Raw genomic sequence first — 23,553 nt, forward strand, 5'->3', positions numbered from 1 at the left:
GGAAGCGCAAAACAACGCCATTTGCAGGCCGCTAGGGCCGCAACATAGCAGCTTTAGCGAGGAAGGACGGAACTTCCCATTAGATCAGCATCGATGGCGTGTGCTGCTTGACGGCCTTCGCGGATTGCCCAGACAACCAGCGACTGGCCGCGGCGCACATCACCCGCCGCATAGAGCTTATCGACATTGGTGCGGTAGTCGCGCTCATTGGCCTTCACCGATCTGGAGCCACGACGGTCGGTCACGATATCGAGCTTTTCGCCCAGTTCCTTGACCACGCTGTCTTCTGCCGGTCCGGCAAAACCGATTGCGATAAAGGCAAGATCGGCCTTGATGAAGAACTCCGTCCCAGCAATCGGCTTGCGCTTTTCATCCACCTGACAGCACTTCACATGCGTGAGGCGGCCGTCTTCGCCAATGAACTCCAGCGTTGCGACCTGAAACTCGCGGGAAGCGCCTTCCGCCTGGCTGGAGGAGGTGCGCATCTTGGTCGCCCAATAAGGCCAGACGCTGAGCTTGTCTTCCTTTTCCGGCGGCTGCGGACGAATATCGAGCTGGGTGACATTGACCGCACCCTGACGGAACGCCGTGCCCACGCAGTCCGACGCGGTATCGCCACCGCCGACCACCACGACATGCTTGCCGCCAGCCAGGATCGGAGCCGAAGTCCAGGCAACGGATTCGATATTCTCGCGCCCGACGCGACGGTTCTGCTGAACCAGATAAGGCATGGCATCATGCACGCCTTCAAAATCCGCACCCGGAATGCCCGCCGGACGCGGCGTTTCCGAGCCACCGCTGTAAAGCACGGCATCATAGGTATCGAGGAGACCGCGCAGCGGCTTGTCGACGCCGATGTTCACACCGCACAGGAAGCGAACGCCTTCACCTTCCATCTGCGCGACACGGCGGTCGATGTGGTGCTTTTCCATCTTGAAATCGGGAATGCCATAACGCAGCAGACCGCCGGGGCGGCTTTCGCGTTCGTAGACATCGACCATGTGACCAGCGCGTGCCAATTGCTGTGCAGCCGCGAGGCCAGCGGGACCAGAACCGATGATGGCAACCGACTTGCCAGTCTTGTTGGCAGCGGGCTGCGGCACGATATAGCCGAGCTCATAAGCCTTGTCACCCAGCGCCTGCTCGACTGTCTTGATCGCAACCGGCGTGTCCTCGAGGTTCAGCGTGCAGGCTTCCTCGCAAGGCGCGGGGCAGACGCGACCCGTAAATTCCGGGAAATTATTGGTCAGATGCAGGTTGCGGATCGCCTGATCCCAGTTGTTGTTATAGACGAGATCATTCCAGTCCGGAATCTGGTTGTGCACCGGGCAGCCCGTCGGGCCATGGCAGAACGGAATGCCGCAATCCATGCAGCGTGCCGCCTGCTTCTGCACTTCACCATCCGTCATCGGAATGGTGAATTCGCGGAAATGACGGATACGATCCGACGCTGGCTGGTACTTCGCTACCTGCCGGTCGATTTCAAGAAAGCCAGTTACCTTACCCATTCTCTTACTCCCCTCGGCCTGCGACCAGCGCATGGTCGGCTTTGCCGGAAGTTGCCCTGTCCGCCGCATCATCTTCCAATGCGCTGGCATGCAAGGACGTTGTTATCTCTCACGTGGCGAAGGGTGCCCGACCCGAAGGCCGGGCTCCACTTTTCAGGATCTTGCCCTATTCAGCCGCAACACCGATCTGCATACGCTCCATCTCTTCCAAAGCGCGGCGGTATTCGACCGGCATGACCTTCACGAATTTCGGGCGATAGCTCTCCCAATTGTCGAGAATGTCCTTCGCCCGCGTCGAGCCGGTGTAGTGCAGATGATTAGCGATCAACTGCACCAGACGTTCCTCATCATGATGGGTCATGTTGGCTGAAACGTCCACACGGCCCTTGTGCATAAGGTCGCCGCCATGGTGATGCAGCTTTTCGAGGATGTCGTCTTCTTCGGGGACCGGTTCCAGCTCGACCATTGCCATGTTGCAGCGCTGGGCGAAATCGCCTTCTTCGTCGAGCACATAGGCGACGCCGCCCGACATGCCCGCCGCAAAATTGCGACCCGTCTGGCCGATAACCACGACGACACCGCCAGTCATGTATTCACAGCCATGGTCACCCACGCCTTCGACAACCGTGACCGCGCCAGAGTTGCGAACAGCGAAACGCTCGCCTGCAACGCCGCGGAAGTAGCACTCGCCTTCAAGCGCACCGTAGAGCACAGTATTGCCGACGATGATGGAATCCTCGGCAACGATACGCGTGTCTTCCGGCGGGCGGATAACGATGCGACCACCCGAAAGGCCCTTCCCGACATAGTCGTTGCCATCGCCGATCAGCTCGAACGAGACGCCGCGCGCCAGGAACGCGCCGAAAGACTGGCCAGCCGTACCGCGGAGCGTAACGGCAATGGTGTCTTCCGGCAGCCCCTTGTGACGGAAGCGCTTCGCCACTTCACCGGAAAGCATCGCGCCGGCAGAACGATCGACATTCTTGATGTCGATGTCGATCTTGACCGGCTGGCGGTCTTCCAGCGCGGGCATAGCCTCGGCAATCAGCTTGCGATCAAGGACATCCTCGATCGGGTGATGCTGCCGCTCGGTCCAGTAGATTTCGTGCTTCTCGGCTTCAGGCTTGTAGAAAATGCGGCTGAAATCGAGACCCTTCGCTTTCCAATGGTCAACCATGGCCTGCTTTTCCAGAAACTCGGTCTCGCCGATGATCTGTTCCAGCTTGGTGAAGCCCATCTCTGCCAGCAAAGCACGAACTTCTTCCGCGAGATAGAAGAAGAAATTGATGACATGTTCCGGCGTGCCCTTGAAGCGCTTGCGCAGAACCGGGTCCTGCGTCGCCACGCCCACCGGGCAGGTGTTCAGATGGCACTTGCGCATCATGATGCAACCGGCGGCAATCAGCGGAGCGGTCGAGAAGCCAAACTCGTCGGCACCGAGCAGCGCACCGACTATGACATCGCGACCTGTACGCAAGCCTCCGTCCACCTGCAATGCCACGCGGGAGCGAAGCCCGTTCAGCACCAGCGTCTGGTGAGTTTCGGCAAGACCGATTTCCCAGGGGCTTCCGGCATGCTTCAGCGAGGTGAGCGGCGAAGCACCCGTACCGCCATCATAACCCGAGACCGTAATGTGGTCGGCACGCGCCTTGGCAACACCGGCAGCAACCGTGCCAACACCCACTTCCGACACCAGCTTGACCGAGATATCGGCAGCCGGATTGACATTCTTCAGGTCGTAGATGAGCTGCGCCAGATCTTCGATCGAGTAGATGTCATGGTGCGGTGGCGGCGAAATGAGGCCTACACCCGGCGTCGAGTGACGGGTCTTGGCGATAGTCGCATCGACCTTGTGACCCGGCAACTGGCCGCCTTCGCCGGGCTTTGCACCCTGCGCGACCTTGATCTGGATCAGATCGGAGTTGACGAGATATTCCGTCGTCACACCGAAACGGCCCGATGCCACCTGTTTGATGGCAGAACGTTCAGGGTTCGGCTTACCATCCGGCAGCGGATAGAAGCGATCTGGCTCCTCACCACCCTCGCCGGTGTTCGATTTGCCGCCAATGGCATTCATGGCGCGCGCCAGCGTTGTGTGGGCTTCTCTGGAGATCGAGCCGAAGGACATCGCACCCGTCGAGAAGCGCTTGACGATTTCCGTCGCCGGTTCGACCTCATCGATGGAGACCGGCTTCAGACCGCGCTCTTCAGCGAAGCGAATATTGAACAAGCCGCGAATAGTCTTCGCCTGCGCCGACTTGGAGTCGAGCATGCGCGTATATTCGGTGAACGTCTCCGGATTGGAGGTGCGCACGGCATGCTGCAGTCTGGCAACCGCATCCGGCGACCACAGGTGCGCCTCGCCGCGCATACGGTAGGCATATTCGCCGCCAACTTCCAGCGAGGTCAGCAGAACCGGATCGCTGCCAAAGGCATCGGTGTGGCGACGTACGGTTTCTTCCGCGATTTCATCGAGACCGACGCCTTCAATGCTCGTTGCCGTGCCGAAGAAGAACTTGTCGACAAAGCCCGTCTGCAAGCCAACTGCATCGAAAATCTGCGCGCCGCAATAGGACTGATAGGTCGAGATGCCCATCTTGGACATGACCTTGAGGATGCCCTTGCCGATGGACTTGATGTAGCGCTTGACGACTTCATTCTCGTCCACTTCCGGCGGGAATTCGCGACGGCGATGCATGTCGAGCAGCGTGTCGAAGGCAAGGTAAGGATTGATCGCCTCGGCACCGTAACCGGCGAGGCAGCAGAAATGGTGTATTTCGCGCGGCTCGCCCGATTCCACAACGAGGCCGACCGACGTGCGCAAGCCCTTGCGGATCAGGTGATGGTGCACGGCTGCCGTCGCCAGAAGAGCCGGGATCGGAATGCGATCCGGGCCAACCTGACGATCCGACAGGATGACGATGTTGTAGCCACCGTGAACAGCCGCTTCGGCACGGTCACAAAGGCGTTCAATGGCGCCATGCATACCGGCTGCACCTTCACCCGTATTATAGGTGATGTCGAGCGTCTTGGTGTCAAAGCGATCTTCCGTATGACCGATGGAGCGGATCTTTTCCAGATCGCCATTGGTCAGGATCGGCTGGCGCACTTCCAGACGCTTGCGGCGTGACGTGCCGACAAGGTCAAAAATATTCGGACGCGGGCCGATGAAGGAGACAAGGCTCATCACCAGTTCTTCGCGGATCGGATCGATCGGCGGGTTGGTGACCTGCGCGAAGTTCTGCTTGAAATAGGTGAACAGCATCTTCGACTTGTCGGACATGGCCGAGATCGGCGTATCCGTGCCCATCGAACCAATGGCTTCCTGACCAGTCGTAGCCATGGGCGACATCAACAGCTTGGTGTCTTCCTGCGTGTAGCCGAAGCTCTGCTGGCGGTCGAGAAGGCTCACATCCTTGCGCAGCGCACGCGGCTCGACCGGATTGAGGTCTTCCAGAATGAGCTGCGTGTTGGCAAGCCACTGCTTGTAGGGATGCTTCTGCGCGATCTGGGACTTGATTTCCTCATCCGAAACGATGCGGCCTTCTTCCATATCGATCAGCAGCATGCGGCCCGGCTGGAGACGCCACTTCTTGACGACTTTCTTTTCCTCGACCGGGAGAACACCGGCTTCCGAAGCCAGAATGACGAAATCATCGTCCGTCACGATATAGCGCGCTGGACGCAGGCCGTTACGATCAAGCGTCGCGCCAATCTGGCGACCGTCCGTGAAAGCGACAGCCGCAGGGCCGTCCCACGGCTCCATGAGCGCCGCATGATATTCGTAGAATGCACGGCGTTCATCCGACATCAGCTTGTTGCCCGACCATGCTTCCGGGATCAGCATCATCATCGCATGCGCAAGGCTGTAGCCGCCCTGATGCAGGAATTCGAGCGCATTGTCGAAGCAGGCCGTGTCCGACTGGCCTTCGTAGGAAATCGGCCAGAGCTTGGAAATGTCGTTGCCGAACAGTTCCGAGTCCACCGAAGCCTGACGCGCAGCCATCCAGTTGACGTTACCGCGCAGCGTGTTGATTTCGCCGTTATGTGCAACCATGCGGTATGGGTGCGCCAGACGCCATGACGGGAAGGTGTTGGTGGAGAAGCGCTGATGCACCAGCGCTACCGCGCTTTCAAAACGCGGGTCCTTCAAATCCTGATAATAGGCACCGACCTGATAGGCGAGGAACATGCCCTTGTAGACGACCGTACGTGCCGACATGGACACGACATAGAAGCCCTTATCGTCGCCGTCGTTTTCCTGATAGATACGGTTGGAAATGACCTTGCGCAGAACGAACAGGCGGCGTTCGAAATCGTCGTCCGTCTCCAGCATCGGATTGCGCCCGATGAAGACCTGAACGTGAAACGGTTCGGTTGCGGCAATATCCGGAGCCTTGGAAAGCGATGAATTGTCGACAGGCACTTCGCGCAGGCCGATAAAGGTCTGGCCTTCTGCGGTGATGACCTCCTTGACGATCTCTTCAATATGGGCGCGCAGTTCCGCATCGCGCGGCATGAACAGATAGCCGACGCCATAATGGCCGGGCTGCGGCAAATCGATGCCCTGACGCGCCATTTCCTCGCGGAAGAAGCGATCCGGAATCTGCACGAGAATACCTGCGCCATCGCCCATCAGCGGGTCGGCACCAACAGCACCGCGGTGGGTGAGGTTTTCCAGCATCTTGAGGCCGTTTTCCACGACCTGATGCGACTTCTTGCCCTTCATATGCGCAATAAAGCCAACGCCGCACGCATCATGTTCATTGCGCGGATCGTAAAGTCCTTGCGCTGCGGGCAAACCCGCGGCTTTCGTTTTTCGCGTCGTTCGGTTGGGAGCGGTCGTCGCAGCTTTGACCGTTCCGTTCTGCACGTTGTGAGAAACCACATTCGATACAGATGGCGTCAAATGCGTCATCGTCATTCCCTCCGTTTGGCCCTCATCATGAGGTGCGCGATCAGTATATACCGAGATGGTGTGACAACCATCCCGCCGTTGCTTTACGTATAAAGGAAGCCTTATCGACAAGGCGTTGGACGAGGTTCCGGGCGAGCGGCAAAGCCGGTGCGAGGAACGATGTTTAGCGCCTTATTCTCATCAGGCTTGGACAGACGACACTCAGCCCACCAGAAAATGGCGCACTAGAATTCCTCCTGTCGCGGTCGGGGCGCCTGTTACCGCCAGGCTATATGCCTGCCAGTACGGCGCCTCTTTCTGAAACTTTTCGGAGAGCGTTGTGACGCTTCCGTTTGCATCAGCGTTTAATTGGACAGCATTGCTGTCCTAATTACGTATGACAGAATTCAAATTGCCTCACAAGATGGAAACGCAATTTTTCTCATCATCTTCCGTAATAAAATATCAAAAGCCGTGATTTTACTGGATTTTAATTGCGTTTAGCGGCCATTGCGTCAGTTTGGCGCGCTTTCGCCTGCTTCATGTATGCCTAAATAATAGGCAGCCTGATGAGATTTTTCGCGTAAGCGGGGCCTTAACCGCTTCTGTCAGACAGGTTATAGAAACATCGACTGTGCGACAGCCCATTCAACCCATCTGGAGGAACACGTGCATTTTGCGTCAGACAATTGGGCAGGCGCCCATCCCAAAATCGCCGAGAGCCTTTCGTTGCATGCTGCAGGCTTTGCGGCAGCCTATGGCGCAAGCGAAATCGACAGCCAAGTAGAACAACGCTTCAACGAATTGTTTGAGCGCGAAGTTGCCGTGTTCTTTGTCGGAACCGGAACCGCCGCCAACTCGCTGGCGCTCGCCAGCGTCAACCGCCCCGGCGGGGTATCGCTGGTCCACCGTGAAGCGCATGTCATTGAGGACGAATGCGGCGCACCTGAATATTTTACCGGCGGCGCCCGCTTGCATCCAATTGACGGCGCGCATGGCCGTATCGACCCCGAGCTTCTCAAGCGCGAACTGAAGCGCTTCAATCCGGCTTTCGTCCATGCCGGACAGCCTATGGCCGTCAGCATCACGCAAGCGACCGAAGTTGGTACGCTCTACCAGCCCGAACATATTGCCACCATTTCCGAGATCTGCCGCGATGCCAGTCTGCCGCTGCATATGGACGGTGCACGTTTTGCCAATGCGCTTGTTTCGCTGGACATGACGCCTGCCGAAATGACCTGGAAACAGGGCGTAGACATCGTTTCCTTCGGTGGCACGAAAAACGGCTGCTGGTGTGCCGAAGCGCTGGTCTTTATGGACCCCGCCCGCGCCAAGGACCTTCCATTCATCCGCAAGCGCGCAGCACAGCTTTTTTCCAAGACCCGCTTTGTCGCGGCGCAGTTTGACGCCTACCTGCAGGATAATCTCTGGCTGGAATTGGCTCGCCACTCCAATGCGCTTGCAACACGCCTCGCCGGTCATATCAATGCGTCGAGCCAGATGCGCCTTGCCTGGAAGCCGGAGGCCAATGAGGTTTTCGCCATCATGAAACAGTCGGTCTATGACCGCCTGCGCAATGCCGGAGCGATCTTCTACGACTGGAACCCGCCACATTCGGAAGTGAACCGCATCAGCGACGGCGAAATTTTTGCCCGTTTCGTGACGAGCTTCGCCAACACGGAAGAAGATGTCGACCGGTTCGCCGACTTGATCGCCTAACGCTCTGTAGTAGCTGTGAAAACGAAAAAGGCGGCGCTTGAAGCGCCGCCTTTTCTTATTCGTAATCCACCGAGTTTAAAGCGCCTTGTGCTTTAAACATCTACATCTACGCATGTCTTCGTCCCAAAACCGGTTCCCACTTTTGGGAGACATGCTTTAATGCGCGGTTTTTGCCTCGATCTGCTGAGCGCTGTCGGAGCCAGCCTTGGTAACTTCGATCTTGCGCGGTTTCATCTGTTCAGGAATCTCACGCTTGAGATCAATGTGCAGGAGACCGTTCTTGAGGCTCGCACCGGCGACTTCAACGAAGTCGGCGAGCTGGAAACGGCGCTCGAAAGCACGCGAAGCAATACCACGATAGAGAACTTCACCGATATCGGAAGCATTTTCATCCGCCTTCTGACCCTTGATGGTCAGCTGATTGCGATGTGCTTCGATTTCGAGTTCGCTTTCGGAAAAACCCGCGACCGCCATGGTAATGCGATAGGTGTTTTCACCCGTGCGCTCGATATTATACGGCGGATAGGACTGGTTACCCTCCGGCGAAGCGAGCGTATCAAGCATGGTGAAAAGCCGATCGAAACCGACCGTGGAACGATAAAGCGGGGAAAAATCTACGTGACGCATGTATTAGCCCTCCTTTAGAGCGACATGATGCTTGTTTCAGCATGATCTTTTCCGAAGGGCGCTAAGCGCATTCGGGATCATACACGGCGGCGAAATTCCCTTCTGGCGAATTCCTTGATGCCGACGGTCCCTTTCAGGCGACCGCAAAACTCATTTGGGAACGGTGCTTTTTCATTTCAAGTCCACATGCGCGTGAGATCACGAAAGATAAGCCTACACGGGCTGTCACGGCGCGTAATAACTCCTGATCCATAGGGGCCTACATTTTGGGGATTCGCCGCACAATGAACCCAAAATGAACATCATCTTTGGCGAGCGTTCAGCCGCTTGGGGCTAATGTCCCACCATGCCTGCTGCAAAGCGGGTTCATCAAAGGATCACGGTTATGAAAAAAGCTGTTCTCGCTTTTGCCGCACTTGCCACCGTCGCAACCGGTTTTGCGACATCATCTCTTGCAGCCGACAGCGGCCTGCGCGTTCAGGTTCAGTATTATGATGATGACGGCTATCGTCCGCCGCGTCCTTATCCAGGCCCGCGTCCCGGTTGGGATGGTGGCCCGGACCGCCGCCCAGGCTGGGGCGACGACTATGGCCGTCGCGAAATTATGGGGCCGCGCCGTATCGCACGTTCACTGGAACGCCGCGGCTATGATGTCGGCGATATACGCCTTAACCGTGACACCTATTTCGTTCGTGCCACGAGACCGAATGGTCGCCGCGTCATCGTGATGGTCGACGCTTATTCTGGCCGCATCGTCGGTGAACGCCGTCCCGGCGGGTACTAAGCGCTTTCCTAAAATTCTTTCTACAGACCAGCCGGCGTAACGTCCCTTGCACCAGCTGTTCTTTGAGCCGGAAGTTCGTTCTCGAACTTCCGGTTACTTTTTATCATCAATTGGCCCATTATGCTGGAAGCAATATCCCGATCTGAAACAGAAAGGCGCGCAATCGGATGTCGGAACTGCTTTTCGAAACCGATGCGAATCCCATTCCACACGGAATGAAGGCTGGCCTGCTTGAAGCGAGGGGCGGCAAGAGCCTGCGCTATGCCATACTGAAAGCGGAAACAAAGCCGATACGGGGAACGGTTGTCCTGCTTCAGGGACGCAATGAGTTCATCGAAAAATACTTCGAAACCATGACCGATCTCACCGCACGCGGTTTTACGGTCGTGACGTTCGATTGGCGCGGGCAAGGCGGCTCGCACCGGCTGCTGAAGGATCGCCAGCGCGGTTATGTCCGCAGTTTCGACGACTATTCCGACGATCTCGACCTTATCCTTGACCAGATCGCTTTGCCCGACTGCCCCCCGCCCTTCTACATCCTCGGCCATTCGGCTGGTGCGCTCGTGGCGCTTTCCTCGATGGGCAGGCTGACATCACGCATCAGTCGCATGGTGCTTTGTGCGCCCTTCATGGGGCTCGGTGGACAAAAGCTCAGCGATGACAATGTACGCCGCATCGCGTCTGCCTTCCGATGGCTCGGCCTCGGCCGGGTTTATGCCTCCGGCGGACGGAGGCTGGCCTCACGCCCTTTTGCAGGCAATCCGCTGACCAGCGACCCGGCGCGCTTCATGCGCAATATGGAAATCCCACGTCTTAACCCGGAACTTGCGCTTGGCGGTCCGACAGCTCGCTGGCTCTGGAGCGCTCTCGAAACATCTCGGCGCATCAATCAACCGGATTTCTATAGTGGCCCCACAGTGCCCGTTCTCGTCATTGCCGCTGGCGCAGACCGCGTGGTTTCCACATCGGTGATCGAACGCTTTGTTGCGCGCACGCGCAATGTCTCGCTAACGACCATTACCGGCGCACGTCATGAGATGCTTCAGGAAGCCGACTTTTATCGTGAGCAGCTCTGGGCCGCCTTCGATGCCTTCATTCCCGGATCGTCGGAAGTGGAAACCATGCCTGAGACGATTGAACCCTTGGCTTCCGGTATTTAAGGCGTGTCGCGCCTTTCATATTCAAACGACACGCTTTGAGCTTTTATTTTTAAGCATATCTTTATCCCAAAAGCGGTTCCCACTTTTGGGAGACATGCTTTAGCTATTCAGCAGATCAAGCGCTGCCCTGTGCAGTTCAGGAGAAGCGGCTGCCACGACATCGCCACCCTTTTCCGCCGGGCTGCCATCGCGTTGCGTCACCACGCCGCCAGCCTGCTCAATCAGCGGAATGAGAGCGACAATATCATAAGGCTGCAGACCCGCTTCAACGACAATGTCGGCAAATCCGCTTGCCAGCATCGCGAAGGCATAACAATCAACCCCGTAACGGGACAGCCGAACAGCGCCTTCCAGCCGATCAAATCCCTTGCGGCTTTCGCCTTTGAAAAGAGCAGGCGTCGTCGTGAACATCGTTGCATCGGCCAAGGCGGCATTCTTGCGGACCGACAGGCGGTGAGGCACGTCTTCGCCGCCATGGTGGCGTACGAGATAAGCGCCATTACCATCGCTGTAGAATAACTCACCCGTGAAGGGCTGCGACATCATTCCCGCCTTGGCATCGCCATCAACAGTCAGCCCCAGAAGCGTGCCCCAGACCGGCAGGCCGGAAATGAAGGCGCGGGTTCCGTCGATAGGATCGATGACCCAGACATGGCTGCGGTCGATATTCTCCGGCCCGTATTCTTCCCCAAGAATACCATGGTCGGGAAAAGCATTGCCGATAACTGCACGAATCGCACGCTCCGCCGCCCGATCCGCTTCGGTTACCGGATCGAAACCGACGCTATATTTGTTGTCGATTTCCGTCAGCTGACGAAAACGCGGAAGTGTTTCGCGCGCTGCGGCAGCAGCCACTTCAGAAAAAAATGCCTTGTCGATCAGCAACCCCGAACTCCTGTTTCCAAGACATGGCGCATACTTGTGCAAACCATGCTAATTTTGCCTACATAATGAGCATACTGAAATTAGCTCAAAAAATATGCGCATTTTCTTGACGTTAACGCCATTCAGACGTAACTTAATTCCCAGACAGGTTTTCCTGTCGATGCCTTTCGGGGCATTTCCTCCCTAGTCTTTGACCGCGCTCGTATCGTTCGGGCGCGGTTCTTTTTATCTGCGAGAAGCGCTCGACGGAACGAATTATTCCGCAGCCAGAGGCGGCGCGATAAAGAGATCATCCGGCAGGGATGTCAGGTCGCTCAGGAACCCGTGCAGATCGGTACAGAGCGTTTCGAAACCGGCAAGCTTGTGCAGGTTCTGCTCGTTCACATAGAGACTGCGATTGATCTCGATCTGCAGGGCATGACAGGCCATAGCAGGCCGTCCGTAGTGCTCCGTGATAAACCCGCCAGCATAGGGCTTGTTGTGTGCGACGGTGTAACCCAGATCCTGCAGCAGATCGATGGCAGCCTGCGTCAGCCTTTCGCTGCACGACCGACCGAAACGATCACCGACAATGAAATCCGGACGCGATTCGATTTCGCCGGGTCTTGCGCCGCCAGGCATCGAATGACAATCAATCAGCACCGCATAGCCAAAACGCTGGCGCGTGGACTGAAGCAATGCATCAAGCGTCTGGTGATAAGGCTTGTAGAGGCCCTCGATGCGATAGAACGCTTCGGCGAGCGGAATGCGCCCCGGATAGATCAGCTGACCTTCGCCGACCAGTCGCGGCACTGTGCCGAGCCCGCCTGCAACGCGCGCCGACTGGCTATTGGCGAAAGGCGGCAACGGCTCGGCGAACATGCGCGGATCGAGCTCATAGGCTTCACGGTTCACATCGAGAAAAGCACGCGGAAAATGCGCCTTGAGCAAGGGAGCACCGAGCCGCATGGCCGAAGCAAAAAGTTCATCGACATAGCAGTCTTCCGAATGGCGTATGCTCAAGGCGTCGAGACGCGAGGCCTCAACGAACGAATGCGGATAGTAACGCCCGCTATGCGGTGAATTGAAGACAAACGGAATACGCTGTTCCGCCGGAGCGCATATCTCGAAGGGCGGTATCAGACTAAAATCGCGCTCCAAACTCATTCTTCACCCGTTTTCGACCGGAACATTCAGGCCACCCGACAACAATCCACGTCAGTAACGCAATAAATTACGTCAGACAGCCCATGCGTGCAAATGGTCGGAAGACGAATCTTGCGCCCCTTGCACGGCGTGCATATGCGACAATCCTGTCACACTGAACAGCTTGTTGCCAAATACACGCCATAACAATTAACATTCGCGCGAGCATTCATTCCATATTTACCAAAGAAGCGTTTTCTACGGTGGATATTGAGTCGTTAAGGGTCAGCTTTTGGGCGATGAACACGACACAGAATTCGGACGGAACAATGAAGAGAATCCTTCTAGCTGAAGATGACAATGATATGCGCCGCTTCCTCGTCAAGGCGTTGGAAAAAGCCGGTTATCACGTAACACACTTCGACAATGGCGCGAGTGCCTATGAAAGATTGCAGGAAGAGCCTTTCTCCCTTCTGCTGACCGACATTGTCATGCCGGAAATGGACGGCATCGAGCTGGCGCGGCGCGCGACAGAAATCGACCCGGATCTGAAGATCATGTTCATTACTGGATTCGCCGCTGTCGCCCTCAACCCCGATTCGGATGCGCCGCGCGACGCAAAGGTGCTTTCCAAACCATTCCACCTGCGTGATCTGGTAAACGAAATCGAAAAAATGCTGATCGCCGCCTGAGGCGATCCCGCAGATTCGCGGCCCTTTGTTTTGTCATCAACAAAAAGACGAAAAAACTTCATAAAAGGGCATTGACGGGCGCAACGCGATATGGTGTATGCGCCACATCGAATGGGCGTGTAGCTCAGCGGGAGAGCACTACGTTGACATCGTAGGGGTCACAGGTTCAATCCCTGTCACGCCCACCATTCGATCTCCTTGAAATTGTTAAGATAATTTGTGCAAACTGAACGTTTGCGCCCAGAATGAGTTTAACTTAGCAACACGCTAGCAACTTGAAAATTATGATAGCTTTTTGGTACTAACGCAGACAAACGCCGACTCCTTAGCGCGGCTGATTTTCCCTGACGTTCCTTCTGACGATCGGTATTCAATCGTCACATCTCATTGCCAGTCGGGATACTACCCGTCTATCGTGAAATCCAGCAGTTGATACCGATATGATGATCCGGGAGCAAAGCTCGCAATCAGCACACGGCCTTTCTCATGAAATGCTGCATCACATTTGATTAGCGTAGTACTGATGCCACGCTCGCCTATGGGCCGTTCATTGGAACCATTTGGACGGGCCTTTCGTTTTTCCTGTTTCTCTGGCCTTGGTGCTGATGTCTACAGAGAATGGATTGGGTCCATTTCGACCCGAGAGAGCGACAATGAGAAATTTTGAGAAAGCTCGTGTCCAAATGGTGGAGCAGCTTGTCCATCGCGGTATCCATGACACGCGCGTGCTGGAAGCGATGGGCACGTTGGCTCGTGAGAAATTCATCGATGAAGGCTTTATCGAGTTTGCCTATGAAGACACACCTCTACCAATCAAAAATGGCCAAACGATCTCACAACCATATATGACTGCCTTTATGATTGCATCGGCGCATCTGGGTGGGGGTGAACACGTTCTCGAAATTGGAACAGGCTCCGGCTACGCTGCGGCGATCATAGCACAGATTGCCGGTCAGATATTTACTGTCGAACGGTATTCCACCCTTGCCGAAGCCGCGCAACAACGCTTCGAAGACCTCGGCTGCGATAATATCCATGTGCGCACGGGCGACGGCAGCAATGGTTGGCCAGAAGAAGCTCCTTTCGACGCGATAATTGTTGCAGCGGGTGCTCCGGAAATCCCCTCCCCGCTCAAAGAGCAGCTCAAACCAGGCGGGCGGCTCATCATACCGGTCGGCAGTATGGCGGGTACCCAGCGCCTTTTGTGCATCACCCGTAAATCTACGGAGGAATTCGACGAGGAAGATCTCGGCGGTGTGATGTTCGTACCGCTTGTGGGAAATAAGGCCTGGCCCGACATGAACTGATATGATTTTGGCCGCGAAGAACGGGAGAAGACCATGATAGAAAACGGATACAAACTTCACAAAAATGGCGATGGTACGTGGTCGGTGATTGACGCTTTCAAGGGTAATCCGATCACGTTCGAAGGCAAGCTGCAGATCGCATTGAACGAAGAAGAGGCAAAGCGGGTTCTCGACTGTCTCAACAGACAGAATCTCGAACGCCACCCCGAAGACGGCAGCGGACGATTACCTTGATCCCTCAGCGCGCTTGAAACACGAAGTGATCAAATGGGGCTATCTTAAATAGTCTGGAAGCGTATCGTCGATGCTTCGGAAAGGAGAAGGAGATGCCGCTCTTCAACGAAGCGAGCCGCATTTATAAGCCAGAAGAAGTGAACTTCATGCGCAGCTGCTTTTCCAACGCCGCGATCATTCTTGAAGAAAGCGACTGGGAATATGCTGCGACTGACCTTTCGTCTGCAATCGTTATGCTTTACCAGAACGGGCTGAGGGATTTGAACTACATCGCGGAACTGGCGGCGCGACTTGCTCACAAGAGATATATGGAGCGTCACCCTGATACGCCCGTCGCAGCGAATGTGAACGTTCTGCCCGGTTCGAAGGCTCCTTCCTGAATTCCGAACCGAACTAGGGTTTGCGGGTTAGTTGCAATCAGGAATTCTGCTCAGCATCTATAAACTTGTTAAAGCGGCTATCCTCCGTTTCTTCGTAGAGAAAAGCCAGCTTTCTATCGTCAAAGATGGCGAAGAAATCATCCCAATTGATTTCCTCCAGATTCTGGTCTTTTTCTGCGAAATCGATACGCAATAGACCGCCTTCACTACCGGTTTCCACCATTGCGGGCCGCCCATTTCGGTCTTCAACCCACTGGCGGATCTCATCGTGGTCACGTGTGATCTGAGCCATGGTTCTACCCTTCCGCTTTAAATTTCTTTGCTTCTTCAAGCAATTTTTGTCGATCTCTTCCAAAACGCTCGATCAACTGCCGAGCCTGCAGCGGAGAAATATCCGAGTTCTCGGCCAGGAACTTGATGTCTTCATCATCCGTCAGTGGGGTAGTTGATTTCTCGTTCATGATTGATCCTCATTTCTGGTGAGCGGGCGCCTGCACCGGCTGGTCGCCGCCCGTGCCGGTCTCTGGTCGGTCATTTTCTACCGGCGGCTTGGTCTTCTGGTCGGCGGAACCTATGGCGGGAGGTGTCTGGATGCCTTGCTTTTGCGTTACCGATCCACCACCGGTCAGGCTCCACCCGAGAAGGAGAAGGAGCAGAACTGCCACTATGACTAATACGAAGCGCGGAAAATATCGGAGCGCTCGCGGCGAAGCCTGTCTCTCCCCTCGTTCACGTTCTGATCGCTTGTTCATGACCACATCCATGAGACTATAAAATATCCGATGACAACCACGGCAATGATGAACCACCAGACCATGTAGGCTGGACCTTCACGCATCTGCGTAGTTTTTCTTGCGGATCGCGCATTCTCTTTCGGTGGCCATGCGCGCAGGCCGGACGCATGACTGGAAGCATTGCTATCATCGGGTTTTACCGGAGCCGCTAACGGCCGTGTCCCGTGATCTTCAGCCGGTTGAGCGCTGCCGCCAGCCTCTGCATCTGTTTCCATTGGCGCTACCGCAGGATCAAAGCCGGGAACCTTGTCGCCGGTTTTACCCCGTTGGATCGCGCCTCTTGCGCGAGCGCCAGAGCTTTTATCCGGTGGAACTGTTTTCATCATTATGGGCCTCTAAGCTCCAACCATGAGGAAAACCAATTGTTCCGCAGAATTTCATTGCTTCAACCTTGCCATTTCCCGCTCCATCATTCGGTGCTCCTTTTCACTCAATGAAACAATCCGAGGTTTGAAAGGTTGGGCCGCCGTCTCAATAAACGGAGGTTTCCATGAAACACGATCCGAAAACCGGCACCACCGATCAGAAGCCGAAATGGGAAGGCCCGCCGGAAAACCGGCCTCGTGGTTACGAACCCGCTGACGACGATCCCGCAAAGAAACGCGATGCCGCGGGGCACAATCTTGCCGATCCTGACCGCAAAAACCTTGCTGATGCGTTGAGTGAACCCAAGCACACCAGGAGAAAGGGAGGTGGAAAATGACAGTGTCTTCCCTTCCTCCCCTCAAAGCTATCGCGCTCAATGCCACCTTGAAGCGAAGTGCAGACCAGAATCCATCTTCGACCGACAGGATGCTACATTATCTCGATACACATCTTGTTCCTTATGGCGTGCAAACGGAGCATGTGCGGCTGAGTGAATTCAACATCGAACCCGGCGTTACATCGCGCGAAAGCGAAGACGACGAGTGGCCGGCACTCAGAACCAAAATCCTCGATGCGGATATTCTTATTTTCGGCACGCCGATCTGGCTCGGTCAACCATCAAGCATCTGCAAGCGCGTGCTGGAACGTATGGATGCATTTCTTTCAGAGACCGATGATGCCAACCGAATGCCGTCTTACGGGCATGTCGCCGTCGCGGCAGTGGTTGGGAACGAGGACGGGGCACATTTCGTGTCATCCCAGCTCTATCAGGCGTTGAACGATGTGGGCTTCACCCTGCCTGCCAACGGCGTAACCTATTGGGTGGGCGAGGCGATGCAATCAACCAATTTCGTCGATCTGGGAGAGGTACCCGAAACAGTCGTTTCCGCTACCAAAATACTGGCTGCCAATTGCGTACATCTGGCACGATTGTTGAAGGCCGCTCCTTATCCCGGTTCAGAATAACAGGAGGGTGGCGCGCAAAGCATTGTCGGCTGGCCCGGATTGACCGGCCCGGGTGATGGATGTTCAGGTATAGGAAGGGGCGGTATCTGTTCAGGTTCGTCGGGACTGAACGGCCCCTTATCTGGTTGCGGAATGGTCTCCGGCGGCTCAACCGGAATGCCTTCAGGTTCATTTTCAGGAATTTCCGGCGGGTCGGACGCTGCCCCGGAACCCGCAGATAAAGCGATCGTCCACCATTCAGCGATATAGATTTTCACTGGTCCCTCCCTTGTCCAAAGCAGGTTAAGTCCGATCTGGTTTGCCGTAAGCCTTGCGCAATTCTTCCTTGGCGGTTTCCAGCACTTGTTTGCGCGTTTCCGGCAAGTTCTTGCCAGCGCGGTTGATGTAGAAGGTCAGCATGGACATGGCCGAGCGAAACGGTTCCGCCTTGCGTTTGTGGCTCTTGTCAGCCGAGCGTTTCAGGGAAGCTGCGATTTCCTTCGGATCATCCTGCTCGAACACATGCGGTTCGATATCTAACGCGTCGCTGTGTTCGGTCACGTCGGCTGACCATTTCTTTGCCTGGACCATATCAAAACTCCTCTGTTGCAAGTTTCGATAACCGTCGAGGGCAGTTCATGTTCCCCTTTCACTGCTCTGCAGCCGTGACCCAGGATTACGCGCAGCTTCGCAAAGCTTCCTGCTCTTATGGAACAAAGTATCTGCCAGCTTGTTCCGGACCATTATTAACCACCCGGGTCTTCGCAATGGAGAAAGTACAATGTTCAATACTGACCCTTCAAACTGCGGGTTGCTCTTTTTCAACAAAGATCGAGTCGGCGCGGGCGAACCGTCCCAGCGCGAAACACGGGACCATCAAGCACGCCCGACGCATGAGCAGTCCAACGCACCTGGCAATCCACACCAGCCCCAACCGAACGATCCGCAAAAGAACTTCGATTTTGACGACCCCAATGGCGCACGTCCGAATGACCTTGCCAATCCCGGTCCGCGTGTAATGAGACGCGAACGCAGCGATCGAGACTGACCGACCCCTTACAGGAGATGTAAGATGCCTGCGAAATCCAAAGCACAACAACAGGCTGCCGGCGCGGCCTTGGCTGCAAAACGTGGAGACAAATCAAAAAGTCAACTCCGTGGAGCATCCAGGGAAATGGCCAAGTCCATGAGTGAGAAAGAGCTCGAAAAATTGGCCTCCACCAGACAGAAGGGCAAGCCGGAGCATAAGTCGAAGTCCTGACAAAACGGACAGGAAATAACGATGATTATCCTGAAGTGGCTTGCCGTCATCATGTTCGCCGCCGCATTGTTCGGGCTGGGAACCCTGTTCATCACATCGGACAAGGGGGACGTCACTCCAGAAAGTCCCACCCAACCGTCCAGCTCCCCGACGCAACCCTGATCGCGACTGCTCGCCTGTTTTTTTCGATCGCGCGAAACAAAATTATTCCTAGCGGGTTAGGTGCGCCGTCGTCGCAATTTTCAACCGCACGACAAGAACAGTTCATAACCACAAGGAGGAGCCGGAAATGGCCAGCACCAAGCAACGCAATCTCGATGACCTATTCTACGACACGCTCAAGGACATTTATTATGCGGAGCGTAAGATATTGAAAACGCTTCCCAAAATGTCCCGAGCGGCCACTGATGAAAAGCTCAAGAACGCGTTCGAAAAGCACCGGGAACAAACCGAAGGACATGTCGAACGTTTGCAGCAATGCTTCGAGATTCTCGGTAAGCGTGCGCAAGGCAAGACCTGTGATGCCATTGAAGGTATTATCGCTGAAGGAGAAGAGATCATCGAAGAGTTTTCGAATAGTCCCGCCCTTGATGCCGGTTTGATATCTGCGGCCCAGGCGGTCGAACATTACGAAATCACGCGTTACGGCACATTGAAGCGTTGGGCCGAAACCCTGGGCCACAAGGATGTGGCGAAACTCCTCGACCAGACCCTGCAGGAAGAAGGTCAGACCGATAAGGACCTGACGAAACTCGCGGAGTCCTCTGCCAATCCCCGTGCGGAAGCCGCCTGAGCGCAGACTTTTCAAGACCGCTAGCGAGGTGATGACATGGAAAGTGCCCTATTCCGGGGTGATCCTACGGGAAAAATTCGTGTCGTTTGCCAGTCTTCTGACAGTCCTCACAATGTAGCCAGCGTGGAAGCGTTGGCTGCCCGCCTATGTTCGCTGACCGGCAGGCAATTGCGGCCCACCCTGCAAAGCTTTGACGAGAACAACGAAACGTTTTTCGTACCGACTTTTGCTCTGGTCCGCCAGGACGGGCACCCCGAAATGAGCATTGAGAACTTCTACGGCGGCATCGTTCACCACGGTTTTATGGCTACGAAACTCGTTACCCATCCACACTGGCACGACGATGACAATTTGCCGGAAGGTTGGGCAGGAAACTTTGCAGCTTGTTTACAGGATTGTGTTCTACCCGGCTTTTCGGTCTTTTCACATGGCCATGCACTGGATGCCGCTGGTGCCCTGCTAAAAAAGCACAAGGTTCGATTCAAAAATCCCTATGCGTCCGGCGGCAAAGACCAGACCGTCATCGAAACCGTTCGCGCCCTCGACGGATTTCTGGAAACCGTATCTGATCGCGAAATTGCGAACGGGCTCGTCGTCGAAGAGGACGTTGAAAACTCTACCACCTATTCCGTAGGACAGGTCCAGATCGAAGATCACATCGGAAGCTATCTAGGCCGTCAATATACTTCGCACGACGAGGACGGGAGTAAAGTTTATGCGGGTAGCCGTTTGCGTGTGGTGCGCGGCGGCTGGGACGCTCTGCTTCACCAAGTCCAATCGCCCGTTGCACGCAGGATCGTAGAGAATGCCAGACGTTACGATGAAGCAGCTCTTCAACATCTCGGTCTCGTTGCGTCGCGCAGAAACTACGACGTTCTTGTCGGGCCGATAACGGAAAATGGCGTCCGCTGCGGCGTATTGGAACAATCATGGCGTGTGGGAGGTGCCTCCCCTGCCGAAGTTCTGGCATTGGAAAAACTGGCGCAGGACGAAACTGTTACCGCCGTACAGGCAGTATTGCGCGAGAGCTATGGTCAGCCATCTACATTCAACGAGGACGATTTCGTCGTTTACGTCGGCGACGACGATTTCGGACGACCTCTCCACAAATATGCGCGAATAGAGAAAATCTATCATGATCCGTAACGCCACCGCCGTCAGCGTCGACCAGCACGAACTGGCCGCGACTGTCATCTCTCCGGATACCACCATTCCGGGCGTTCTATTTCTGCACGGTTGGGCCGGTAGCCAGGAACGCGATATCGAAAGAGCAAATGCGATATCCTCGCTCGGTTGTGTTTGTCTTACCTTCGACATGCGCGGCCATGGGGAATTGCTGTCCAGCAACAAAACCGTAACGCGCGGTGAAAATCTTGACGATGCTATTGCTGCATATGACCGGCTGGCCAGCCTCAAAATGGTCGAAGACGGTTCGATTGTGGTCATAGGAAGCAGCTATGGAGGGTATCTCGCGACATTGCTGACCGAATTTCGGCCCGTCCGTTGGCTGGCATTAAGAGCCCCGGCACTTTATCGTGACCAGCTTTGGCAAGTCCCTAAAGCACGGCTCGACCGCAGTGACCTGCAATCCTATCGTTCGACACTCGTAAAGTTTGATGATAACCGCGCACTTCGACAGGCCCGAGAATTTCTTGGCGATGTACTGCTGGTCGAGTCCGAACACGACATCATCGTCCCACATCCCACGGTCGCAAGTTATCAAACTGCCTTCATCAATTCTCAATCGTTGACCGTTCGGATGATAGGTGGCGCGGATCACGCACTTACCGGAGACCATCATCAAAAGGTCTACAATCAGCTTTTGACCCGTTGGATCAGAGAAATGGTTCTCGGAGCACGCTAACGGAACAATGTAAGGGTTCATTGGTTGGGACAGTCCCTCAGAAACAAGGGAGCCAACGATGAAACGGTCTATTCGAAATCTCGCAGGCGCAGCCTTCTTGCTGCTCGCACCAGCGGCGTTTGCCCAAACTACACCTACTGAAGAACCTCAGACTCCCGCAGTTACCACGCCCGGAGAGAAAAATCCGAAGGCACCGGTGCCTGGGCAGAACAGTTTTACCGAGGATCAGGCAAAGGAACGCCTGACCGAAGAGGGGTTCAGCAACATTATGAATCTTCAACTCGGCGAAGATGGCATCTGGCGCGCCGAAGCCGCGCGTGACGGTCAGCCTGTCAAAGTTCTTCTCGACTTTCAGGGAAACATCACCACGCAGTGACCGGTTGTAGTCGCAACACCATAAAGGAGATGAAAATGGCTTATATCACGGGTCTATTCGACAATCACGACGAAGCCGTCGATGCCGTTAGAGCGCTCGAAGAAGCCGGGATTCCGGCTGAAAATATCAGCCTGATTTCGAATAACACAGATGGTCGATATGCAGGCGAGGCCCTGAAGGACGAAGAGAGCGCAGTCACAGGTGCTGAAACCGGCGCCGGTCTTGGTGCAGTAGCAGGCGGTGGTGCCGGGCTGTTGACCGGGCTGGGCCTGCTATCCATACCGGGTGTCGGTCCGGTCGTGGCGGGCGGTTGGCTCACCGCCACACTGGTCGGACTGGTCGGCGGAGCGACTGCCGGCGGCGTCGCAGGCGGTATTGTGGGCGCTCTCGTGGAAACCGGCGTGCCCGAAGAAGAGGCGCAGGCCTATAGCGAAGCCATTCGCCGTGGCAGTACTCTGGTTGCCGTTCGTTGCGATGAGACGGAGCGAGAGAAGGTCGAAGCTATTCTTGATGATTGGGCGCGGGTCAATATCGGCCAAAGACGCGATGCTTATATCGAAGAAGGATGGGAGAGCTTCAATGCGTCGGGCGCGCCCTACACTGCGGACGAAATTGAACGCGAACGTCAGCGCTGGGGCTAGGCGGATTGACTATGAAAGAAGTAGATCCGCGCAAGGCCCGTCAAGGTTTGAATGGACGGCGTATTCTAATGATACTCATTTCCAGCCTGATACTGGCCGTGATTGTCTGGGGCGCAGTCGAATTTTACGGGAAAATGCGCCCCGGTCGCGGTTTCATGGATGACAATAGCAAGCCGCCTGCATCCACGGAATCACAGACGCCGCCTTCGGCAACAGGTCGGCGATGACAGTACCAGCAATCACCCGTCGCCAACAGAATCTTGAACAAGTCTGCGCGGAAGCGCGGACTTGTCGGCGTTGTGAGCTCTATCAAAATGCAACACAGACGGTTTTTGGCGAAGGGCGCACCGGCGCCCGAGTTTTCTTTGTTGCCGAACAACCTGGCGACAAGGAGGATATTGGAGGAAGGCCCTTGATTGGCCCTGCAGGTCGGCTCTTCGATGCCTGCCTAAACGAAGTCGGTATCAAACGCGAGCGATGCTATATTACCAATGCGGTAAAACACTTTCGACATACACAGCGCGGTAAAAGACGCATTCACCAGCGCCCGTCAACCAGCCACATTGAAGCTTGTCGCTGGTGGCTCCAGCAGGAAATTGAACTGGTTGAACCCCACATCATCGTTGCGCTGGGCGCAGTTGCCGCCCGTTCCCTTTTCGGAAAGCCGATGAAAATCGCAGCGATACGCGGCATCCCTCTCGAGTTCGAGAACCACCTTATCCTTGTGACGATCCACCCATCCTACCTGCTACGCTTACGTGCCCAGAGCGGCTTTGATCGCGAACGGGCGATGTTTCTCAAAGAACTGGCCAAAGTCGCGGAGTTCGAGCGCGCCGCCGAAACGTGAAGTTTATTACAGTCATTTTCCCGGAACATCATTTGCTCTGTCTTGTTAGGCTTATGTCACGCGCGACAAATTCCACTCCCAACAATCAATGGTCTAAAACCACTGAAAGGAAAGAGAATGGCACAGAACCACACGCAAGGTGGCACACACGAACAACACGTGAAAGCCGGCCAGCAAAGCCACAAGAACGATGGCAAGCATGCGAGCAGCGGAGGCGGCGACAAGCAACAGCAGCAGACGTCTTCCCGTGGGGGAACCCATGAGCAGCATGTAAAGGCAGGTCAACAGAGCCATAAGAATTCGTAATTCAAAGGGGCGGTCTCGTGCCGCCCCATTCTCAAACCGGAC

31 protein-coding genes and 1 tRNA gene are annotated in these 23,553 nt (G+C 55.6%); 22 read left to right on the plus strand and 10 right to left on the minus strand.

What is annotated here, in order from left to right:
* Window positions 1-53: 53 nt before the first annotated feature.
* Window positions 54-1,508, minus strand: coding sequence for a glutamate synthase subunit beta (locus F9K94_RS05965; protein WP_061347598.1), 1,455 nt, complete (start codon window positions 1,506-1,508; stop codon window positions 54-56).
* A gap of 166 nt (window positions 1,509-1,674) precedes the next feature.
* Entirely contained in the window at window positions 1,675-6,426 is a 4,752-nt protein-coding gene (gene gltB, locus F9K94_RS05970; RefSeq protein ID WP_151644273.1) for a glutamate synthase large subunit, read from the minus strand.
* A 648-nt stretch (window positions 6,427-7,074) separates the two neighbouring features.
* Here gltB and F9K94_RS05980 point away from each other — a divergent pair.
* Window positions 7,075-8,124 (plus strand): threonine aldolase family protein, encoded by a 1,050-nt coding sequence (locus tag F9K94_RS05980; RefSeq protein WP_151644275.1) that lies wholly within the window; start codon window positions 7,075-7,077, stop codon window positions 8,122-8,124.
* Window positions 8,125-8,280: 156 nt separating this feature from the next.
* On the opposite strand, the gene F9K94_RS05985 is transcribed toward F9K94_RS05980, so the two are convergent.
* Window positions 8,281-8,751: an Hsp20 family protein gene (locus tag F9K94_RS05985; protein WP_151556384.1), complete on the minus strand. Its 471-nt coding sequence runs from the start codon at window positions 8,749-8,751 to the stop codon at window positions 8,281-8,283.
* A gap of 385 nt (window positions 8,752-9,136) precedes the next feature.
* Here F9K94_RS05985 and F9K94_RS05990 point away from each other — a divergent pair, with 385 nt between their 5' ends.
* Together F9K94_RS05990 and F9K94_RS05995 are read left to right on the plus strand one after the other, a co-directional pair.
* The gene (locus F9K94_RS05990; RefSeq protein WP_061347694.1) at window positions 9,137-9,535 is read left to right on the plus strand and encodes a hypothetical protein; all 399 of its coding nucleotides are present in this window, start codon (window positions 9,137-9,139) and stop codon (window positions 9,533-9,535) included.
* Between the two features lie 167 nt (window positions 9,536-9,702).
* On the plus strand, window positions 9,703-10,695 hold the full coding sequence (locus tag F9K94_RS05995) for an alpha/beta fold hydrolase (RefSeq protein ID WP_151644277.1): 993 nt from the start codon (window positions 9,703-9,705) through the stop codon (window positions 10,693-10,695).
* A 99-nt stretch (window positions 10,696-10,794) separates the two neighbouring features.
* Here F9K94_RS05995 and hisN read toward each other — a convergent pair whose 3' ends face one another.
* Window positions 10,795-11,580, minus strand: a complete 786-nt coding sequence (hisN, locus tag F9K94_RS06000) for a histidinol-phosphatase (RefSeq protein WP_151644279.1) — start codon at window positions 11,578-11,580, stop codon at window positions 10,795-10,797.
* Between the two features lie 255 nt (window positions 11,581-11,835).
* Complete coding sequence (locus F9K94_RS06005) at window positions 11,836-12,726, minus strand: N-formylglutamate amidohydrolase (RefSeq protein ID WP_151644281.1); 891 nt, start codon at window positions 12,724-12,726, stop codon at window positions 11,836-11,838.
* 308 nt (window positions 12,727-13,034) lie between these two features.
* Here F9K94_RS06005 and cpdR point away from each other — a divergent pair, with 308 nt between their 5' ends.
* From cpdR to F9K94_RS06030, 5 genes are all read left to right on the plus strand, one after another.
* Entirely contained in the window at window positions 13,035-13,397 is a 363-nt protein-coding gene (gene cpdR, locus F9K94_RS06010; RefSeq protein ID WP_002966536.1) for a cell cycle two-component system response regulator CpdR, read from the plus strand.
* Window positions 13,398-13,510: 113 nt separating this feature from the next.
* Window positions 13,511-13,585: transfer RNA gene (locus F9K94_RS06015), tRNA-Val, on the plus strand.
* Between the two features lie 465 nt (window positions 13,586-14,050).
* A complete protein-coding gene (locus F9K94_RS06020) occupies window positions 14,051-14,704 on the plus strand; it encodes a protein-L-isoaspartate(D-aspartate) O-methyltransferase (protein ID WP_043061996.1) in 654 nt (217 codons plus the stop codon).
* Between the two features lie 33 nt (window positions 14,705-14,737).
* The gene (locus F9K94_RS06025) at window positions 14,738-14,938 is read left to right on the plus strand and encodes a hypothetical protein (RefSeq protein ID WP_036588034.1); all 201 of its coding nucleotides are present in this window, start codon (window positions 14,738-14,740) and stop codon (window positions 14,936-14,938) included.
* A gap of 92 nt (window positions 14,939-15,030) precedes the next feature.
* Complete coding sequence (locus tag F9K94_RS06030) at window positions 15,031-15,318, plus strand: hypothetical protein (protein WP_151644283.1); 288 nt, start codon at window positions 15,031-15,033, stop codon at window positions 15,316-15,318.
* Between the two features lie 37 nt (window positions 15,319-15,355).
* Here F9K94_RS06030 and F9K94_RS06035 read toward each other — a convergent pair whose 3' ends face one another.
* Together F9K94_RS06035 and F9K94_RS24380 are read right to left on the minus strand one after the other, a co-directional pair.
* Complete coding sequence (locus F9K94_RS06035) at window positions 15,356-15,610, minus strand: hypothetical protein (RefSeq protein WP_043061994.1); 255 nt, start codon at window positions 15,608-15,610, stop codon at window positions 15,356-15,358.
* Window positions 15,611-15,614: 4 nt separating this feature from the next.
* The gene (locus F9K94_RS24380; RefSeq protein ID WP_086000501.1) at window positions 15,615-15,779 is read right to left on the minus strand and encodes a hypothetical protein; all 165 of its coding nucleotides are present in this window, start codon (window positions 15,777-15,779) and stop codon (window positions 15,615-15,617) included.
* Window positions 15,780-15,797: 18 nt separating this feature from the next.
* Between F9K94_RS24380 and F9K94_RS24385 the strand changes: the two genes are divergently transcribed.
* A complete protein-coding gene (locus F9K94_RS24385; RefSeq protein ID WP_155269254.1) occupies window positions 15,798-15,992 on the plus strand; it encodes a hypothetical protein in 195 nt (64 codons plus the stop codon).
* A 74-nt stretch (window positions 15,993-16,066) separates the two neighbouring features.
* Here the strand turns inward: F9K94_RS24385 and F9K94_RS06045 are convergent, their stop codons facing one another.
* Window positions 16,067-16,438 (minus strand): hypothetical protein, encoded by a 372-nt coding sequence (locus F9K94_RS06045; protein WP_151556389.1) that lies wholly within the window; start codon window positions 16,436-16,438, stop codon window positions 16,067-16,069.
* A gap of 164 nt (window positions 16,439-16,602) precedes the next feature.
* Between F9K94_RS06045 and F9K94_RS06050 the strand changes: the two genes are divergently transcribed.
* Together F9K94_RS06050 and F9K94_RS06055 are read left to right on the plus strand one after the other, a co-directional pair.
* Window positions 16,603-16,815, plus strand: coding sequence for a hypothetical protein (locus F9K94_RS06050; RefSeq protein WP_012093577.1), 213 nt, complete (start codon window positions 16,603-16,605; stop codon window positions 16,813-16,815).
* Window positions 16,812-17,444 carry a flavodoxin family protein gene (locus F9K94_RS06055; RefSeq protein ID WP_012093578.1) on the plus strand — a complete coding sequence of 211 codons (633 nt, stop codon included), beginning with the start codon at window positions 16,812-16,814 and terminating at the stop codon, window positions 17,442-17,444. Before F9K94_RS06050 ends, F9K94_RS06055 begins: the two co-directional genes overlap by 4 nt.
* Here F9K94_RS06055 and F9K94_RS06060 read toward each other — a convergent pair.
* On the minus strand, window positions 17,426-17,701 hold the full coding sequence (locus F9K94_RS06060) for a hypothetical protein (RefSeq protein WP_012093579.1): 276 nt from the start codon (window positions 17,699-17,701) through the stop codon (window positions 17,426-17,428). The genes F9K94_RS06055 and F9K94_RS06060 overlap by 19 nt on opposite strands.
* A 25-nt stretch (window positions 17,702-17,726) precedes the next feature.
* Window positions 17,727-18,014 (minus strand): DUF3175 domain-containing protein, encoded by a 288-nt coding sequence (locus F9K94_RS06065; protein WP_012093580.1) that lies wholly within the window; start codon window positions 18,012-18,014, stop codon window positions 17,727-17,729.
* A 190-nt stretch (window positions 18,015-18,204) separates the two neighbouring features.
* Here F9K94_RS06065 and F9K94_RS06070 point away from each other — a divergent pair, with 190 nt between their 5' ends.
* The 11 genes from F9K94_RS06070 to F9K94_RS06115 all read left to right on the plus strand — a co-directional run bounded on the left by F9K94_RS06070 (window position 18,205) and on the right by F9K94_RS06115 (window position 23,511).
* Window positions 18,205-18,471 carry a hypothetical protein gene (locus F9K94_RS06070; RefSeq protein WP_036588037.1) on the plus strand — a complete coding sequence of 89 codons (267 nt, stop codon included), beginning with the start codon at window positions 18,205-18,207 and terminating at the stop codon, window positions 18,469-18,471.
* Between the two features lie 24 nt (window positions 18,472-18,495).
* On the plus strand, window positions 18,496-18,684 hold the full coding sequence (locus F9K94_RS06075; RefSeq protein ID WP_043061992.1) for a DUF3008 family protein: 189 nt from the start codon (window positions 18,496-18,498) through the stop codon (window positions 18,682-18,684).
* A gap of 21 nt (window positions 18,685-18,705) precedes the next feature.
* A complete protein-coding gene (locus F9K94_RS24390) occupies window positions 18,706-18,846 on the plus strand; it encodes a hypothetical protein (protein ID WP_192799276.1) in 141 nt (46 codons plus the stop codon).
* A gap of 127 nt (window positions 18,847-18,973) precedes the next feature.
* Window positions 18,974-19,477, plus strand: a complete 504-nt coding sequence (locus F9K94_RS06080) for a YciE/YciF ferroxidase family protein (protein WP_012093582.1) — start codon at window positions 18,974-18,976, stop codon at window positions 19,475-19,477.
* Window positions 19,478-19,513: 36 nt separating this feature from the next.
* A complete protein-coding gene (locus F9K94_RS06085) occupies window positions 19,514-20,623 on the plus strand; it encodes a DUF3182 family protein (protein WP_080692087.1) in 1,110 nt (369 codons plus the stop codon).
* Window positions 20,613-21,341, plus strand: coding sequence for an alpha/beta hydrolase family protein (locus F9K94_RS06090; protein ID WP_036588041.1), 729 nt, complete (start codon window positions 20,613-20,615; stop codon window positions 21,339-21,341). The genes F9K94_RS06085 and F9K94_RS06090 overlap by 11 nt, the downstream gene beginning before the upstream one ends.
* A 58-nt stretch (window positions 21,342-21,399) precedes the next feature.
* Window positions 21,400-21,717: a PepSY domain-containing protein gene (locus tag F9K94_RS06095; RefSeq protein ID WP_012093585.1), complete on the plus strand. Its 318-nt coding sequence runs from the start codon at window positions 21,400-21,402 to the stop codon at window positions 21,715-21,717.
* Window positions 21,718-21,752: 35 nt separating this feature from the next.
* A complete protein-coding gene (locus F9K94_RS06100) occupies window positions 21,753-22,358 on the plus strand; it encodes a hypothetical protein (RefSeq protein WP_012093586.1) in 606 nt (201 codons plus the stop codon).
* 11 nt (window positions 22,359-22,369) lie between these two features.
* A complete protein-coding gene (locus F9K94_RS06105) occupies window positions 22,370-22,585 on the plus strand; it encodes a hypothetical protein (protein WP_036588045.1) in 216 nt (71 codons plus the stop codon).
* Window positions 22,582-23,205, plus strand: a complete 624-nt coding sequence (locus F9K94_RS06110) for a UdgX family uracil-DNA binding protein (protein WP_012093587.1) — start codon at window positions 22,582-22,584, stop codon at window positions 23,203-23,205. The genes F9K94_RS06105 and F9K94_RS06110 overlap by 4 nt, the downstream gene beginning before the upstream one ends.
* A gap of 117 nt (window positions 23,206-23,322) precedes the next feature.
* Window positions 23,323-23,511, plus strand: a complete 189-nt coding sequence (locus F9K94_RS06115) for a hypothetical protein (RefSeq protein WP_080514361.1) — start codon at window positions 23,323-23,325, stop codon at window positions 23,509-23,511.
* The last annotated feature ends 42 nt before the right edge of the window (window positions 23,512-23,553 follow it).

Origin of the sequence: Brucella tritici (genome assembly GCF_008932285.1) — a bacterium.
In the GTDB taxonomy this organism is placed as follows: domain Bacteria; phylum Pseudomonadota; class Alphaproteobacteria; order Rhizobiales; family Rhizobiaceae; genus Brucella; species Brucella tritici.

Excerpts from the sequence above, each read along its gene's own strand:
- F9K94_RS06115 (WP_080514361.1), top strand. The coding sequence starts at position 23,323 with ATGGCACAGAACCACACGCAAGGTGGCACACACGAACAACACGTGAAA.
- F9K94_RS05965 (WP_061347598.1), bottom strand. The coding sequence starts at position 1,508 with ATGGGTAAGGTAACTGGCTTTCTTGAAATCGACCGGCAGGTAGCGAAG.
- F9K94_RS06035 (WP_043061994.1), bottom strand. The coding sequence starts at position 15,610 with ATGGCTCAGATCACACGTGACCACGATGAGATCCGCCAGTGGGTTGAA.
- gltB (WP_151644273.1), bottom strand. The coding sequence starts at position 6,426 with ATGACGCATTTGACGCCATCTGTATCGAATGTGGTTTCTCACAACGTG.
- F9K94_RS24390 (WP_192799276.1), top strand. The coding sequence starts at position 18,706 with ATGATTATCCTGAAGTGGCTTGCCGTCATCATGTTCGCCGCCGCATTG.
- F9K94_RS06090 (WP_036588041.1), top strand. The coding sequence starts at position 20,613 with ATGATCCGTAACGCCACCGCCGTCAGCGTCGACCAGCACGAACTGGCC.
- F9K94_RS06065 (WP_012093580.1), bottom strand. The coding sequence starts at position 18,014 with ATGGTCCAGGCAAAGAAATGGTCAGCCGACGTGACCGAACACAGCGAC.
- F9K94_RS06020 (WP_043061996.1), top strand. The coding sequence starts at position 14,051 with ATGAGAAATTTTGAGAAAGCTCGTGTCCAAATGGTGGAGCAGCTTGTC.
- F9K94_RS24380 (WP_086000501.1), bottom strand. The coding sequence starts at position 15,779 with ATGAACGAGAAATCAACTACCCCACTGACGGATGATGAAGACATCAAG.
- F9K94_RS06075 (WP_043061992.1), top strand. The coding sequence starts at position 18,496 with ATGCCTGCGAAATCCAAAGCACAACAACAGGCTGCCGGCGCGGCCTTG.
- F9K94_RS06095 (WP_012093585.1), top strand. The coding sequence starts at position 21,400 with ATGAAACGGTCTATTCGAAATCTCGCAGGCGCAGCCTTCTTGCTGCTC.
- F9K94_RS06085 (WP_080692087.1), top strand. The coding sequence starts at position 19,514 with ATGGAAAGTGCCCTATTCCGGGGTGATCCTACGGGAAAAATTCGTGTC.
- F9K94_RS05985 (WP_151556384.1), bottom strand. The coding sequence starts at position 8,751 with ATGCGTCACGTAGATTTTTCCCCGCTTTATCGTTCCACGGTCGGTTTC.
- cpdR (WP_002966536.1), top strand. The coding sequence starts at position 13,035 with ATGAAGAGAATCCTTCTAGCTGAAGATGACAATGATATGCGCCGCTTC.
- F9K94_RS05995 (WP_151644277.1), top strand. The coding sequence starts at position 9,703 with ATGTCGGAACTGCTTTTCGAAACCGATGCGAATCCCATTCCACACGGA.
- F9K94_RS06110 (WP_012093587.1), top strand. The coding sequence starts at position 22,582 with ATGACAGTACCAGCAATCACCCGTCGCCAACAGAATCTTGAACAAGTC.
- F9K94_RS06105 (WP_036588045.1), top strand. The coding sequence starts at position 22,370 with ATGAAAGAAGTAGATCCGCGCAAGGCCCGTCAAGGTTTGAATGGACGG.
- F9K94_RS06045 (WP_151556389.1), bottom strand. The coding sequence starts at position 16,438 with ATGATGAAAACAGTTCCACCGGATAAAAGCTCTGGCGCTCGCGCAAGA.
- F9K94_RS06055 (WP_012093578.1), top strand. The coding sequence starts at position 16,812 with ATGACAGTGTCTTCCCTTCCTCCCCTCAAAGCTATCGCGCTCAATGCC.
- F9K94_RS05990 (WP_061347694.1), top strand. The coding sequence starts at position 9,137 with ATGAAAAAAGCTGTTCTCGCTTTTGCCGCACTTGCCACCGTCGCAACC.
- F9K94_RS06005 (WP_151644281.1), bottom strand. The coding sequence starts at position 12,726 with ATGAGTTTGGAGCGCGATTTTAGTCTGATACCGCCCTTCGAGATATGC.
- F9K94_RS06100 (WP_012093586.1), top strand. The coding sequence starts at position 21,753 with ATGGCTTATATCACGGGTCTATTCGACAATCACGACGAAGCCGTCGAT.
- F9K94_RS06070 (WP_036588037.1), top strand. The coding sequence starts at position 18,205 with ATGTTCAATACTGACCCTTCAAACTGCGGGTTGCTCTTTTTCAACAAA.
- F9K94_RS06030 (WP_151644283.1), top strand. The coding sequence starts at position 15,031 with ATGCCGCTCTTCAACGAAGCGAGCCGCATTTATAAGCCAGAAGAAGTG.
- F9K94_RS06025 (WP_036588034.1), top strand. The coding sequence starts at position 14,738 with ATGATAGAAAACGGATACAAACTTCACAAAAATGGCGATGGTACGTGG.
- F9K94_RS06050 (WP_012093577.1), top strand. The coding sequence starts at position 16,603 with ATGAAACACGATCCGAAAACCGGCACCACCGATCAGAAGCCGAAATGG.
- F9K94_RS06080 (WP_012093582.1), top strand. The coding sequence starts at position 18,974 with ATGGCCAGCACCAAGCAACGCAATCTCGATGACCTATTCTACGACACG.